Genomic DNA, 14,257 nt, shown 5'->3' with positions numbered 1-14,257 from the left:
GGTCTTAGTAAACTAGAACTCCTTTTTGTGTCCAAGCTTGTATAAGAATATCAATGTCCTAATCTCCTCAATAGACACTCACAAGATTTGTTCTCTCATAAAACAGAATTACTTCTCCACCTTGCGAAAAGCTTTTATACTATGACTATACCACTCTTGCATTTCCTTTGATGGTGGTGTCATATAATCCCCATACATCTGGGTTAAAAAGACATCATAATTTTTAGGAATTGGTAACATTCTTCCCTCAAACTCTGTTAAGATTAACTCTTTGAAAGTATTTATTTGGAAAACACCCTTCATTCCCTCTTTATCAACTCCAACCATTCCCTCATATTTCGGCTGTTCTACAACACTATTCTTAACTAACTTATCTATTTTCTTATAGAAGTATCTCGGATTGACAAATCTGAGAGCGTACCAGCTACATAATCTAAGAAAATCTTTTAGTTTGCTGTCACCGTGAACTGCGCGTGATTTTTTGATATAAGCCAGTTGACGAAGAGCCACATACTTATAGCTCTTGTCGACAATGCTCAAATCTGTAAAGCGATCAATTGGGAAGACATCGATAAAGAGACTGGTGTCATGGCGCTTGTACTTAACATGGTCTTCGATAACAGTAGAAGTGTCCAAAATCGATGCGAAATTATGGAAGTACCAAGAAGAGGTATCGTAGGAAAGAACCTTGTAGCGAGGGTGATTTTCTTCCTCAATAATCTTCAATAAGCGCTCATAATCTTCACGATAAAGGGAAATATCAATATCATCGTCCCAGGGAATCATACCTTTGTGGCGGATAGCTCCAAGCATGGTTCCATAACTTAGAAAATAAGGAATATCATGTTTCTTACAAGTCTCATCAATATAGTCTAGCAGGGCTAGTTGAATTTCTTTAATTTCTTCTTTTTCTAAATACTGCATCCTAATCCTCCAATTTATAAGCGTGAAATTCATGACTGTAGAAGCGTTTTTCTTCTGGTGGTAGGGTCATATAATCTCCATAAAATTGTGTCAAAATAGTATCAAATTTTTCAGGTGCTGGAAGGCTTAAATTCTCAAATGGGAGATTGATTGTTTTATCAAAGGTACCACTTGGGAAGACTTCCTTTTCCTTAGATTTAGAAGGGATAAAAGCCATATACTGCCCATTATCACGACTATATTTTTGAATTTCTTTCTCGATTTTATTTGCAAAATAACGAGGAGAAACAGGTCGAAGGAGCAACCAAAAGGCTGTTCGTATCCAATCTTTTAAAAGGCTATCTTTATAGACAATATTTTTATGTTTGCTGAAAGACAGAAGTTTGAAGCTTTCCAGCTTATAACAAATATCAATGACCTTAGGATCATCAAAGCGATCCATAGGGAAAATATCGATAAAAACACCAGACTCATAGGTTTTTGTATTCCGAGTATCAATAATTTTAGTTGTACTGTCTGTTATTTTGATAAAGTTGTTAAAGTAGTTCTTATCTGTTTCTAAGGATAAAAGTTTGTATTTACTTTTTTCCTTTTGAAAAATGTTCATAAATCGTTGGTAGTCTTCTCGAGGCATGGACAGATCAATATCGTCGTCCCAAGGAATAAAGCCCTGATGTCGAACTGCCCCAATCAGAGTACCGTAGTTAATAATATAGTTGATATTGTGCTTTTTACAGAGAGTATCAATATAATCCAAAATTTCTAATTCAATCTGTTTGGCATCTTCAATGGTTAGTTGTTTCATTCTAAACTCCTATGATCTTTTGAATTTATTTTTTAAGGCTAGGACATGGTTTAAAAATTCATAGAAAATGCTATCTTTGGTGAAGACAAGTAGAGCAATATAAGAGATGGCTGATAGCCAGACAATCAAACCAGTATTAATCAAAAATGGCAAATTAATGACCATATCCACAGGATACAAGAAATTGATCAGGAAATAAATTCCTACAAAGGAAAGTGAAAAGAGCGAGTATCGAACAGTATAGCTAAAGATATGTCCTAAGTGGATGAGCTGTTTTCTATGGATGAAAATGATATAGAAAACAAGCAGAGAGGCCTCTGATAGCATAGTTGTCAGTAAGTAGTATTCAGGAGCCACGATATGGTTGAAAAAGAGGAGACTATTTAAGCCCAAATTGAGCAATCCTGCAAAGACTGTGTAGACTGTGATTCGTTTTTCATAGCCATTTGTAAAGAGAATTTGGGAACCAAGAATGGTATCCAGTGCCAGGATGTTCGTACGAAAAGCGAAGAGAGAGGTTAAGATACCGCCTCCGATATATTTTTCACTACCATAAAGTAGGATAGCATTTGGTCCTAAAACCATGAGTCCGAAACTGAGTGGAATGATAAAGAAGTTAAAGATTCGACTTCCTCTGTTAACCAGAGAAACATAGGCTTCTTTGTCTCCTTTACCCAAATAGTAACTGAGACGAGGCACACTCACTCCGATAGCTCCTGTTACAACCCCAGCTATAACGGTCACAATTCGTTGAGCCATGGTATAGTAACTAACGTTGACATCAATCCCTGTTTTAACGAGGAAGAGACGATCCAAAAAAGTGAAGAGCATATTGGCATTTGCAAAGACTAACATGGCTGTTAGAGGGAGAAAGAGCGGTTTAAAATCACTTATGTGAATCTTAACAAGCTTAATGTCTCTTTTAATCCAAAAATAACTAATCAGATAGTTAATCAGTGTCGATAAACTCATCACAAGTGTATAGACAACAATATCGTGTTCATTTTTGACAAACAGGAAAATAGAGACCAGCATCAGGATACGGATGAAGGCAGTCTTGTAAAAGAGAAAACTGTAATTTTCCAGAGCTTCATTGACCCACTCGATTGAAAAAATCTGGGCAATGAGCTGAATCCCCATAACAAGGTAGACTTTTTTGACGATTGGATTATCAGTAAAGAAGAGAGGATAAGCTAGGATATAGACAGCAGTAGTCAAAATTGTACAAGCTATGCACAAATAAAAAAGACTAGAGAAGGTTCTATTCAGATCTTTTTTGTTATCCTTGACATTACTGATGGCCCGTAAACCGTAGTTATAGACCCCATAAGTCGCAAAGGGCAAGAAAAATGACAAAATAGTGTCAACTGAGTTGAAGTAACCATAGTCAGTTCGGTCCAAGAGACGCGCGACGTAGGTACCAGTTAAGATGGGAAAAATAATATTCAAGACACGAATTCCCATGTAAGATAGAGCATTTAATTTTATACTTTTCATTCAATTTACCTCGTTTTTCATTATATCATAAAGTTAGTTAAAATAACTCTTTTATTTTCAACAACTAGTCTTTAATTATTTTAAAAAATTTTTAGGAACTCAAATCCTCAAAAATTTAAGATTAAAAACTAACTTTTTGAGGATTTCAAATAAAATTTATTGAACTTTAACCAAGGACAAATATATCGTTAAAAAAGCAAAAACTCCAATTGGGATTGAAAATACAAAAATTATTAAGTCTTAATTATTTAGTTACAGTACGATAATTATAATAAGATTGAAAGTTTATGATTTATATCTTTCATAGAAGTCTTTTCAATTAACTTTTAAGTAATCTTTGAATTGAGAATCTAACGGATTTGTTGATATTCTTTACTAGAGGACTCTCCGTGACTACCATCTTCTAACAAGACAACAAAATAGACTCCATAATATCTATCACTACAAATATTATGGAGCCTCAAAATCGACTCTTTGCCAACTTTAAAGACACAATGTATCAGGATGCTTATAATTTAAAGGTTGCTACACCGAGGATAGAACGATTTAAGTTTCGAAGAATTTGAAGACTTTGTTCAAATTTCTTATAACGAGTCACTCCGTATTCTTCAACAAGAAGGACTGTATCTCTTTCTAAAAGAGATGGTACATCTTGTAAATCTACAAAATGCATTCCTTTCAAAGTCTCTTGATTTTGTTTTAATTTATCTAGAATAGCTTTATTTGAGCTAACAATAGTCAATTCTTGTCCAGCATTTTTGTATGATAGAATATCTGCTAGATTAGCAATTGTTGTAATCTCTGTTACAAAATCAATTTGATACTGAGAAAAATCACCTGCTCTATTGATTGTTGGATTAAAGAGATAAATCAATACATTTCCCATCACAACCAAAATCACACAGACTACTCCAATAACAGCTAAACGAAGAATCAAATTCTTGACGTTTAATCCAAGCGCTGTCTCACCATTTGCATTCAATTCTTTAGAATTGATGGTTTCCAATTTTTCAATTTTTACATTTGCATAAGTGTGTTTAAATTTCTCAATCAATCCATCAATTTTTCGCTCCAACAAGTCATTAGCATCTTTACTTGGTGTCAAAATTTTCACACCAACCCCTGTATCGTCAATCATATAATAGACGGTCAATTTTTTCCACCAATAGTCGCTTGTAGAATTTTTCAAGGTTGACTCTGTCGTATCCAATTCACTGGCAATTTTTTTCAACTCACTCGGTTCTACATCATTGAAAAGATAAGCTCCATTTAAATTCCCTTCAATTAATTTCCCATAGAAATCACTATACCCACCAATTTGATGATTCAAAATCGTTTTGGCTGAATCTTCCGGAGGTGTAATTTTATAGCTGATATAAGTTGAATAACTTGTTGTGTCTTTGACAGTATTTTTATTCTTAACTGCTTTAATTGTAAATGGTACAGCAATGATAGCAAATAAAGCGATAAGAGCTAGAATATTTGCTTTTCGTTTTTTGTATAGATTTGCAAACAAATCAGCTACTGAATAATGTTCAAACATGATTTTTTTCTCCTTTGTTTAGTAGATACTGGTTTTCCTTTGTAAGCATTTTCGCTACGAATATAATCACAAGAACAATTCCCCAGAATTGCATTGTAAATAAATTGAAGAAACTTTCTGAAAAGCTACTTCTTGGCATAAAGAATAGATTATTCAAGATGAGTAGGGACAAGGCAAATAGGATTGTTCTAGAGCGATAGGCTACTTGCAACATAGCTATGAATAACATACCTAGCAAGAGACTAAGTAGAAAGACTCCTATCATACCATAGTCTGTATACAACTCCATGATATAACTACTTCCGATACCATGTCCTTTCAAATATTCCTTGTTCAAAACAAGATAGGATAGATTGTGGGCATAACTATTACTATCAATTGCTAGCTCCACACTATTGGTTGTATGCTCAAAGGCTTTTCCTCCGAAAATTGCCCCCAAACTCCCCCTTGCAAAATAATCAAGAACAGGACCAAAAGTAAAATTACGGAAATCTCGGTAAGGGAGGCTACTGTTAAATAGAAAACCTCGAGCCAAGACACCAAAACTAGTCCCTTGTTTATAGATAAAGTCAAGTAAGATATCCCAGAAACCTGTATGGGAAACTTGGACATTATCCCGTACATAATTGAGTACTCCCATCGCTAACATGAGAATAGGAGATCCTACAAAAATCGCTAACTTTTCTTTAAATCCAATCCATTTTCCTTTTTCGGTTTGCTCCCGCATAAAGTAATAAACAAAAGCAAATAAAATACTTAAAATAAAAGGATTTCGCGTCCCAATTGCCAAATGAATAGTATTAGCTACAATAAAGGAGACAAGCACTGCTGTGGCCTGCCATTTCTTTGGTTTGGTTGCCAGATACATACACATTGCGTAGACCGTAAAGGTAGACAAAATGTAGGTAAAATAAGGCAGTTTACTTTCAAAATTTGCATAGTAGGCATAGTAGGAAGTCTGCAAGCGATACAGGAGTCGTTCAAATAATCTAATGAAATAGAAAGGATAGGTTAGAAGAAAAACTCCTAGTGATACAAAGCGTAACCGCTTGATATAAACCTCTTTTAGAGAATTTCCTATATTTGGTACTTTTATTTTCTTCCTAGCTATGAAGTAACGAGCCAGGACGCCTCCTATGGTCAAGCCCAGAATCGAAACCATGACAACTATAAAGGCAAAACGATAGGCTATGGGATGATAGGTATCCAAAGCGCCATCTCTAAAATAATCAATGGTCGGCCTTGATACCAGAAATACAAAAATAGTTAAAAAGAAAATAAAATGGATTAAGTAATACTTGATATCATTCCAACAAGCAATTAAGCTACTAACCAACAAGAACAATAAAGTAGAAAGTAAGCTAACATTATTATTATTAAACAGATACACAATTCCACTTACTAGCGTCAAGGCATAACTGACTATGGTCAAACTAAATAATAATCGTTTTCCATCAATCACTTGCTCACCCCCGTTCTAATGTAATTTTTTAGATTTTTCAATATTTTTCAGTAATAAGAATCGGTATAAGGAAATATTTATGAATAGAGCCAAAGCACTAATTCTTCTCCCCTTACGGAAAATTGGATTCCTAGCAATAGTAAAGGCATGGCCTTTTAAAAAACGATGAATCTGAGAATAGGCTTCAAATTGTTTATACTGATCATCTAGTAACATCTTATCTAGAATAAAGAAATGGGCATAGGCCAATCTGAAAAAAGCAACCTCTTTCAAGTCAGGATAGTTTTTCACAACTTCATTGTAAAACTTTTGATAGATATCAATATAGGCTAAATCCTTCTCTGCATAGGGTTTAGTCGTAATACTATCCCCTCTATGGAAATAGTAATAATAGGGTTTGGTATTAACAACGTACTTCTTAGCCAACTTGATTAAATCAAAATGATAATAAGCATCTTCATAAATCAATCCCTTTGGAAAGGATAGGGCAGTTGCAATCTCTCTCTTGATTAGCTTATTGCAGATTGTTCCAGGTATTTTTTCACCTATGAGGTATTCCTTTAGAAATGTTTGAGAATCACAGACAAAATACTCATCCTGATTGGCTGATTGTGGGCTTTCATCATTAGCATAGACATTCATGACACCACAGCTCGAAACATCCGCATCTTCTTGAATTAATTGCTCATATAAGCTCTGAATCATTGCTGGATGGATATAATCATCTGAATCAATAAAAATCAGATAATCTCCGTGAGCCTGTTTCATTCCATCGTTTCGTGCTTGCGACAAACCTTCATTCTTTTTATGAAGCACTGACACCCTATCATCTTGTTCAGCGATTGAATCACACAAGCGACCACTTTCATCCGTTGCTCCATCATCAACAAGAATGATTTCCAGATTTTGATAAGTCTGCTTCTGAATGGAAGCTATCGATTTTTCTAGGTACTGCGCCACATTATAGACTGGCACAATCACACTGATTAATGCAGTTTCCATGCTACTCCTCTAATAGTTTTTCTACTTGTTCGATTTGTTTGACAATTGTGAATTGTTGAATGAATTGGCTAGCCTCATTGACATCGAAGTTTGATGCAGAGGTCATGTAGTTCGTAATTGCCTGAGCCGCCTCTTGATTGCTCTCAATGATTTGTCCAAATCTTCCTTCTTGTGATAGTTCCTCAGCCCCTCCAACATCCGTAGAGACAAAAGGGATTCCAAGACTCAAGGCTTCCACATATACTCCAGGAAAACCTTCTTGTTTAGACATAGACAAGAGAACTTTCGTCTGAGATAAATACTGATAAGGATTTTTTTGATAACCAAGGAAATGTACATAGTCTTCAAAATCATATTCTTTGACGCGTTTTTTCAGTTCCTCTTCCATATCCCCAGCCCCGATAAAATAGAGATGATAGTTTTTTCCCTCTTGGTGTAATAGTCGTATCACTTCCACCACACGGTCAGAACCCTTATTTTCCTCAATCCGTCCAATGGTACAGATACTTTGAGGCGCAATCTCGATATCAATTTTCTCTTGAGATTTTTCTAGAAGACTCTTAAAATCATATCCATTGTAGACCGTCTGTAATTTCGAAGCATAATCTGGATAGACTTCCTTGATAGAATGACTGGTCTTTTTTGAAATTCCTACAATGGTATCCGCAGCATCCAACTGGCGTCTATGTGATTCTCTTTTTGAACTATCCTTAAGAAATTCTTCGATACTTCCATGAATCCAAGAGATCTTCTTGACTTCTCTTCTTTTAGAGAACAAAAGTGGAGGATTCATAATGGTAAAGGAAACTTCAACATCATAGTCATCTTTCACCAGTAAGCGACGTGTCAATCTTGGAAAATAAATTCTCATTCTCCACAAAAAAGCTCGTAACCATCTAGCTTGGCGGTAATCTTGAAGGGATTTTAAAATGCCTACATGCTTGGGAACAGATTCGTATCCCTTGTCAAAGTGCTCCATTTCAAGAATATCAATATCATACTTTTCTGGATCCAGATTTGAAACAATGGTAGACAGAATCTTTTCTGCACCGCCTCCGAGAGAAAAAGACCACATAAAAAATAAGATTTTTTTCTTAGCCACCATATTCTCCCTTGTATTCTGTATAAGACTTATCCATATCAGCGATGACAGCATCATGATGTGGTAACTGCTTGTCTGCTGGTGGAGGCGTCATATAATCCCCAAAAGCAGTGCTGAGATAAGCATCATAGCCAACTGGAATAGGCATCTCTGTCTCTTCAAATGGCAAGAAGAGATTATCTTCAAAAGATGCGATTGGGTACTTGTTTCTCATGTAGCCAGGACCTGAGCATAATTCTGTGATGCCATCGCTCTCATCCAGACTATACTTGGTCATTTCTTTCTCAGCTTTTTTCCAAATACGATAACGGAGAGATTTGGGAGTCATACCCAGTAAAATACGGCTTCCCCATTTCATAAGTGCACCATGCTTTTCTGGAATAGTTTGGGCACAAAAGAGTGAATAAATCAAGGCCCAGCGAACCTGTTTCTTTCTCTCAGATGGATTTTTCGGATAATAATCCAAAGGCAAGACATCCAAGGCCAGACCATGTGGTAAATTCAAATCCTGCTGGTAAGGTTTGATACAGGTAGTTTCCTTGTCACGAATGGTAATAAAAAGATTGCGGTCTACAAAATCCTTGTTACTCTTTGACAAGAAATAACGCTCATCTGCATAACGAGGCCATAATTCTGCTAATTTCTCATAATCTTTACGAGGCATAAAAAAGTCTAGGTCGTCATCCCAAGGAATAAAGCCCTTGTTTCGAAGGGCACCAATAGCACCTCCTCCACAGAGATAACAAAGTAAATCATGTTCCTTGCAAAAGCCCACAAAATATTCAGCCATCTCCAGACTACGAGCCTGAATTGCTTTTAAATCAGTCATATTGTTCATTATTCTTTCTATCGTATTGTTCCATTATACCACAAATAGGGGGTAAAAATCTATTGCAGACTGTAAAAAATCAAAGCCTGACTGCTAGATAAATAGCTATCAAACTTTGATTTTTCTGTCTTATCTTATCTCAAGCCCATCTGAGATAATTTATTCTGATATTTGTTTTGATCGACAAGTAAGCCCAAGCCTCCATAAACATCATAGGCATCTACCCAGTCACCCAGTTCTGGAATCGTCAATTTTTCAATACCATTTTGAGCTCCGTCTAGGAAAGACAAGCCATTTGTTAACAGGAAGGTATAAGGAACATTCGTTGAGGTCATTGCGAATACCTTGCCAAGTGCCTCTGAGCCCGTAAAGAGCTTGGTTGGATCTTTGATTTGCTGAAGAACTGCTGTCAGTACTTGTTGCTGTCTTTTGGTACGGCCGTAATCCGCCTCATCATCATCACGGAAACGAGCATAATTGAGCAAGGTCGAACCATTCATCTGCTGTTTTCCGACTTTGATGGTTTGGGTTGGAGACTCAGTCTCAGTAGCGTGTAAATCATCTCCAACTGTAGCTTCTGTTAGTTGGCGCCCATTCAATGTTGAAAATTGAGCATCAATCGTCACCCCATCAGGGAAAAGTGTGTCAATCGCTGTAGCAAAGGCCTGAAAATCGACCAAGGCATAGTACTTAATGTCCAAATCAAAATTATCTTTCAAAACTTGACGAACCATTTCTGCCCCTTTTTGCCCCTCTTGTTCTCCTAACTCATAGGCTACGTTTAACTTGTTATCCGTCTGTTTTCTACCGTTAATCACTTGACTGTAACCGTCTATATAAACCAAATTGTCACGCATGAAGCTGACCAGCTTAATTTTCTTATCCGAACCGCCAACATTTAATACCATAATAGAGTCCGTCCGCGTCTCAGCACTATTTTGACCGATTCGCCCATCTGTACCCATGATCAAAATATTAACTCCATCTCTGGTATCTTGACCATTAAAAACTTCTACTTGAGCTGCCCTGGCATTGACATTTTTATCTGGATTAGCATTGGTGTAACCTTTTAAAAACATAAAAATCATACCTAAGGCTAGACAAGCTAAGATAGCCAGTAAACCTGCGAAAATGCGCCCCCAACGTAGCTTCCGCTTTTTAGTTTTTTTCTTTGGAAGAGAATTGATTTTCTGGTATCTCTCAGAACGACTACGGCTATTATAAGAAGGAATCGAAGTGTTAGCACTTGTCTTTCTATAATCCTCTGTCAATTCCTGACTTTCTGAGGGAACGTCACTACTTGCCCTATTTAATTTGTCTTGCAAATAAGCAAATTCCTTTTTCTCTCGCTCATTGAGGTAGTGAATATTCTTAAGTAGATAGTCATAACGCAACTGCTCATGATGGCTTAAGGGATTTTCTTTACTCATCTTCTCTCCTTTCCATGGTCTGATATTGGATAAATAGGATAGGCACCCAGAATTTTATACTGGATTCCAATAGCTTCTAATTCTTTTTGGGCAAAGTGAACCAAGTCCTTATCAGTATAGTCCACATCGATAATGAAAAAGTATTCGCCTAGCGCTGTCTTGAGTGGACGACTTTCAATTTTTGTTAAGTCAATTCCTCGCCAAGCAAAGGTCGACAGGGCCTTATAAAGTGCACCTGGAAGGTTGTCAGGTAAGGTCAAGGCCAAACTCATTTTTTCAGTTTGTGCTTGCAAGGGAATAGTAGGAATTTCGGCTCCTAGCACCCAAAAACGTGTGAAATTGGCTTCCATTTCCTGAATATCCTCGGCAATCAGTTCCAAGCCATATTCTTCTGCAGAACTTCTTGGTGCAATGGCTGCATAAGGCTGGTCTGGATGTTCGGAAATAAAGCGGGCCGCATAGGCAGTACTAGCAGTCACCTCGATTTGTGCCTCTGGATACTGTTCAGCGATGAATTTCTTTCCTTGAGCCAAGGCCTGTGGATGTGAAAAAATCTTTTCAATCTTAGTATGACCTGGAACCACCATCAACTGCTGATGAATAGGCTGAACGATTTCTGCAACTGCTTGAATGCGAGCCTGATGAAAAAGGTAGTCCAAGGTTTCATGAACACTACCCTCAATAGAATTTTCAACTGGCACCACAGAATAGTCCACCAAGCCTTGCTCATAGGCCTTGATGACATCTGTAATATTGGCAAAGGCCTGCAATTCCTCATGAGGAAAAGCTGTCTGCACAACGTGGTGTGAAAATGATCCCTTGGGACCTAGATAAGCAATTTTCATCTCAGTTCCTCTATAATTTCCTCTGGGCTTAGATTGGTCACATCCAAAACCCGACTAGCCACTTCCTCATACCAAGCCTGTCTTTCTTGGAAAATAGTTGCTAATTCTTCCTTGCTATTATTTAGAAAAAGCGGGCGCTGATTGTCCTTATCAGCTGCGATACGTTGGTAGAGGGTTTCAAAATCTGATTTCAGGTAGATGTTATCTGTATTAGTCTTTAGTAAGTCACGATTTCTCTGAGAAACGACCACTCCTCCACCAGTTGACACGACTTGGTCTCTTTGTAGTATATCAGCTAGGACTTCTGATTCTACCTGACGAAAGGCCGCTTCTCCCTTTTCAGCGAAAAAATTCGCAATGGACATACCTAAGCGCTTCTCAATCAAGGCATCCATATCGACGTAATCTGGGTCCAATTCTCTTGCAATAGTGGACTTGCCAGCCCCCATAAATCCTAGTAATACCTTAGCCATGAATCAAGCTCTCCAAATCATCAAAGAAACTAGGATAGCTGGTATTGATAGCTTCAGCACGGTCAAGCTCCACTTCTCCATCTGCAACCAAGAGAGCTGCAATAGCCGTCATCATGCCGATACGATGGTCTCCAAACGTATTGACTCTAGCACCGTGAAGGGCGGTTTTCCCTTTGATAATCATTCCATCTGCCGTCGGAGTAATATCTGCTCCCATACTATTTAAAGCGTCTGCCACAACCTGAATGCGGTCTGTTTCCTTAACCTTGAGCTCCTCAGCATCCTTGATAACTGTTACACCTTGGGCCTGGGTCGCCAGAAGCGCGATAATTGGCAATTCATCAATTAAACGTGGAATCAAAGCGCCACCAATCTCTATTCCTTTCAAGTCAGAAGACTCAACAGTTAAGGTAGCAGATTTAGCGACTGGGTCAATTTCAGTCATTTCCAATTTTCCACCCATGGCACGAATGACATCGATAATACCGGTGCGCGTTTCGTTAATACCAACATTCTTCAGCACTAGACGAGAATTTGGAACAATCAAACCTGCTACCAGCCAAAAGGCTGCACTGGAAATATCTCCTGGAACAACCACCTTTTGTCCAGTCAGTTTTTGAGGTCCTTGGACTGTGATTTTCTTGCCATCCACACTTAAATGGCCACCAAATTGTTGCAACATATCTTCAGTATGATTACGGGTGCACTCTTTTTCGATAATAACAGACTCCCCCTGAGCCTGCAAGGCTGCAAACATCAAGGCTGACTTGACTTGGGCAGAGGCAATTGGCAACTCATAATGAATAGGTCTTAGGTTTTTCGTCCCTTTTAAGTGAAGGGGAGGCAGGTCTCGATCAGTTTGCCCTGAAATGCTGACGCCCATTTTTTTCAGTGGAAGGGTCACACGATCCATAGGACGTTTGGAAAGACTGTCATCTCCAAACATTTCTACTTCAAAGTCTGCACCAGCAAGAACACCTGAAATCAGACGAATCGAGGTTCCAGAATTTCCCATATCAAGGGCATTTTGCGGAGCTTTTAAGCCATCCATACCTACACCTTGGATGGTAACAACCCCATCTTTATCCTCAATCTCAACACCAAGGTCACGAAAGACTTGCATGGTAGAAAGGACATCTTCGCCACGTAATATATCATAAACCTTGGTCTCACCCTCAGCCAAACTTCCAAAGATAATGGAACGGTGGCTGATAGACTTGTCACCTGGAACGCGAATACTGCCATGTAAGTGGCGAATGTTTGTTTTTAGTTTCATACTGGACCTCATACTTGCAATACTTTTACTTATTTTATCATAAAAAGCCAGAAATTCCTTAAAAATTCCTGACTTTAGGATTGTTATTTTCTTATTTTAGCAATTCTGCAACTGGTTCAAAAACAATTTTTTCAATGTCAGAAAGGTAAATGGACAATTGTTGTTGCTTGGTAAAGAATTCTGACAAGAGGCTGTTCCCCTGAATCTGCTTACCAAAGCCTTCCATCTTCGCTTGGAAGGAAGCGTCTGGCATTTGACCTGTCTGTGCTAGTTTTTGAATTTCCTCTTGGAAAGCAACATATTCTGTAAAAATTTTGCTTGCCTCAGCATCTGCTGAAATCGCATCTTTAGCTGTTTTAACAGCCTTGTATTCTGGTAATTCGCGTAGACCGCGACTGAGTTCATTTGCACTATCGTAAATATTTGACATGATTTTCTCCTTATTCATTTCTTTTAAAATTACTAGTCACTCTGTGATCTTTATTATTGTGCAATCACTTTTATATGACCTCTTGAATGTCCATTGCTTAATTCCTTATCTGGTATATACTCTATCTTCAAAGTTCCTAAATTAGAACATGTTTTTATTTCATTTGACGTAAGATTATCAAAATAGTTATTTATCTCATCATCAGATAATGATGATTCAATCGATTTAACAATATCATGAAATACTTCTTTCATTCCTGCAACACCAGATTCACTATTTTCATTTGTCTGATTTATTGTTACATTGATTTTATCAGTATCATTTGCATGTAAAAGTTCCAAGTAGTATCCGTAGCTTGATGCGAAATATTTTATCTTTATGTTTCCTTTTTTGATATTTTCTAATGGGCTATTAGAATTTTTATTGTAGCTATTGATAAACTCATTAATAATTCTATCGTCTAAATACTTTGAATTGGTTTTCTCTTAACTTATTTCCTTGTTGGATGGTTCATTTTTTGTCTCGACACTTGATTCTGAATTAGTTTTCACATCCTTTTTAACAGCGTAAGCTCTAAGTAAGATAAAAGAAATAAAGATAATACCAAATATGAATCTAGGCTCTATTTTAGGCATATTT

15 protein-coding genes are annotated in these 14,257 nt (G+C 37.3%); all 15 read right to left on the bottom strand.

Going from position 1 to position 14,257, the window contains the following annotated elements:
• Window positions 1–108: 108 nt before the first annotated feature.
• The 15 genes from CYK18_RS01355 to CYK18_RS10740 all read right to left on the bottom strand — a co-directional run bounded on the left by CYK18_RS01355 (window position 109) and on the right by CYK18_RS10740 (window position 14,253).
• The gene (locus tag CYK18_RS01355; RefSeq protein ID WP_101782725.1) at window positions 109–924 is read right to left on the bottom strand and encodes a LicD family protein; all 816 of its coding nucleotides are present in this window, start codon (window positions 922–924) and stop codon (window positions 109–111) included.
• A 1-nt stretch (window position 925) separates the two neighbouring features.
• Window positions 926–1,729 (bottom strand): LicD family protein, encoded by an 804-nt coding sequence (locus CYK18_RS01350; protein WP_101782724.1) that lies wholly within the window; start codon window positions 1,727–1,729, stop codon window positions 926–928.
• Between the two features lie 9 nt (window positions 1,730–1,738).
• Window positions 1,739–3,226 carry a type IV teichoic acid flippase TacF gene (gene tacF, locus CYK18_RS01345; RefSeq protein ID WP_101782723.1) on the bottom strand — a complete coding sequence of 496 codons (1,488 nt, stop codon included), beginning with the start codon at window positions 3,224–3,226 and terminating at the stop codon, window positions 1,739–1,741.
• A gap of 508 nt (window positions 3,227–3,734) precedes the next feature.
• Complete coding sequence (gene tarQ, locus CYK18_RS01340) at window positions 3,735–4,769, bottom strand: teichoic acid biosynthesis protein TarQ (RefSeq protein WP_101782722.1); 1,035 nt, start codon at window positions 4,767–4,769, stop codon at window positions 3,735–3,737.
• Window positions 4,762–6,231, bottom strand: a complete 1,470-nt coding sequence (locus tag CYK18_RS01335; protein WP_101782721.1) for an O-antigen polysaccharide polymerase Wzy family protein — start codon at window positions 6,229–6,231, stop codon at window positions 4,762–4,764. The genes tarQ and CYK18_RS01335 overlap by 8 nt, the downstream gene beginning before the upstream one ends.
• A 15-nt stretch (window positions 6,232–6,246) precedes the next feature.
• The gene (locus CYK18_RS01330; RefSeq protein WP_101782720.1) at window positions 6,247–7,233 is read right to left on the bottom strand and encodes a glycosyltransferase family 2 protein; all 987 of its coding nucleotides are present in this window, start codon (window positions 7,231–7,233) and stop codon (window positions 6,247–6,249) included.
• A 1-nt stretch (window position 7,234) separates the two neighbouring features.
• A complete protein-coding gene (locus CYK18_RS01325) occupies window positions 7,235–8,338 on the bottom strand; it encodes a glycosyltransferase (protein WP_101784643.1) in 1,104 nt (367 codons plus the stop codon).
• Window positions 8,328–9,173, bottom strand: a complete 846-nt coding sequence (locus CYK18_RS01320) for a LicD family protein (protein WP_101784641.1) — start codon at window positions 9,171–9,173, stop codon at window positions 8,328–8,330. Before CYK18_RS01320 ends, CYK18_RS01325 begins: the two co-directional genes overlap by 11 nt.
• Before the next feature lie 125 nt (window positions 9,174–9,298).
• Window positions 9,299–10,594, bottom strand: a complete 1,296-nt coding sequence (locus CYK18_RS01315; RefSeq protein ID WP_060805604.1) for an LCP family protein — start codon at window positions 10,592–10,594, stop codon at window positions 9,299–9,301.
• A complete protein-coding gene (gene pheA, locus CYK18_RS01310) occupies window positions 10,591–11,439 on the bottom strand; it encodes a prephenate dehydratase (protein WP_060805603.1) in 849 nt (282 codons plus the stop codon). The genes CYK18_RS01315 and pheA overlap by 4 nt, the downstream gene beginning before the upstream one ends.
• The gene (locus CYK18_RS01305; protein WP_101784639.1) at window positions 11,436–11,912 is read right to left on the bottom strand and encodes a shikimate kinase; all 477 of its coding nucleotides are present in this window, start codon (window positions 11,910–11,912) and stop codon (window positions 11,436–11,438) included. Before CYK18_RS01305 ends, pheA begins: the two co-directional genes overlap by 4 nt.
• On the bottom strand, window positions 11,905–13,188 hold the full coding sequence (gene aroA, locus CYK18_RS01300; protein ID WP_101784637.1) for a 3-phosphoshikimate 1-carboxyvinyltransferase: 1,284 nt from the start codon (window positions 13,186–13,188) through the stop codon (window positions 11,905–11,907). The genes CYK18_RS01305 and aroA overlap by 8 nt, the downstream gene beginning before the upstream one ends.
• A 91-nt stretch (window positions 13,189–13,279) precedes the next feature.
• Complete coding sequence (locus CYK18_RS01295; RefSeq protein ID WP_101784634.1) at window positions 13,280–13,618, bottom strand: YlbF/YmcA family competence regulator; 339 nt, start codon at window positions 13,616–13,618, stop codon at window positions 13,280–13,282.
• Window positions 13,619–13,671: 53 nt separating this feature from the next.
• Complete coding sequence (locus CYK18_RS01290; RefSeq protein ID WP_101784632.1) at window positions 13,672–13,959, bottom strand: hypothetical protein; 288 nt, start codon at window positions 13,957–13,959, stop codon at window positions 13,672–13,674.
• A gap of 144 nt (window positions 13,960–14,103) precedes the next feature.
• Window positions 14,104–14,253, bottom strand: a complete 150-nt coding sequence (locus tag CYK18_RS10740) for a hypothetical protein (RefSeq protein ID WP_180947994.1) — start codon at window positions 14,251–14,253, stop codon at window positions 14,104–14,106.
• Between the last annotated feature and the right edge of the window lie 4 nt (window positions 14,254–14,257).

The organism is Streptococcus mitis (assembly GCF_002860865.1).
Lineage (GTDB): Bacteria > Bacillota > Bacilli > Lactobacillales > Streptococcaceae > Streptococcus > Streptococcus mitis_AT.
This window is presented reverse-complemented; position numbering and strand designations above follow the sequence as displayed.